General features: G+C 73.5%; 1 pseudogene. It reads right to left on the minus strand.

The annotated features are described in order from the left end of the window. A pseudogene (locus AC08ON_RS03095) lies at window positions 1–633 on the minus strand (glycosyl transferase family 1); the annotation flags it as partial. Between the last annotated feature and the right edge of the window lie 55 nt (window positions 634–688).

The raw sequence follows: 688 nt of genomic DNA on the forward strand, positions 1-688 counted from the left end.
GCCGCCGTCGGCGTCGAGGAGGCGCAACGGCGTACCGACGGGCGCGCCGGGCCGGCCGATATCGGCGCGCAGGGTGCGCCGCTCGCCCGGGCTGACGGCGAGGATGCCCGCTCCGTTCGTCCAGGTCCATTGCCTGCGGCGGCCGCCCTCCGGCGGGTACCAGCCCTGGCCGAAGCTCACCGCTGGGCGAACCCCGCGCAGCAGCGGCCCGGCCGTGCGGACCGCGGCCTTGCGCCAGGCCGCCATGTCGTGGTCGAACGGCGTCGGGAAGAAGCACAGGTACGCCGAGTGGCGGGCCTTCGGCGTGATCCGGCTCATGTACGAACCGTTTACGAACAGGTCGTAGCGCCTGGAGAGGACGGCGATGGCCTCCTCGCCCCGGTCCGGCAACCGCACGTACCGGCAGCCGGTGAGATCCAGCCCGAGATGCTCGCCGAGCGCCGCGAGGTCGACCTCGGAGTGCCCGAGGAGGTCGACCTCGGCGCCCTCGGCGGCCAATACCTGGGCGATCATGCCGTTGTGGCGTTCCCCGCCGCCCATGGAGTGCCAGAACCGGTTGTAGACCGCCGCCCGCACCCCGCCTGCCGGTTGGTCGTTCTCGGCCGGTTGGCCGGCTCTCGCGGGATCGTTCATCGGGACACCAGCCAGCTCTGCAGGCTCGCCCGCCGTCGCGCGGCGCTGCGCCCGA

The sequence above is a fragment of the Frankia sp. CoWAU3 genome, assembly GCF_977971855.1.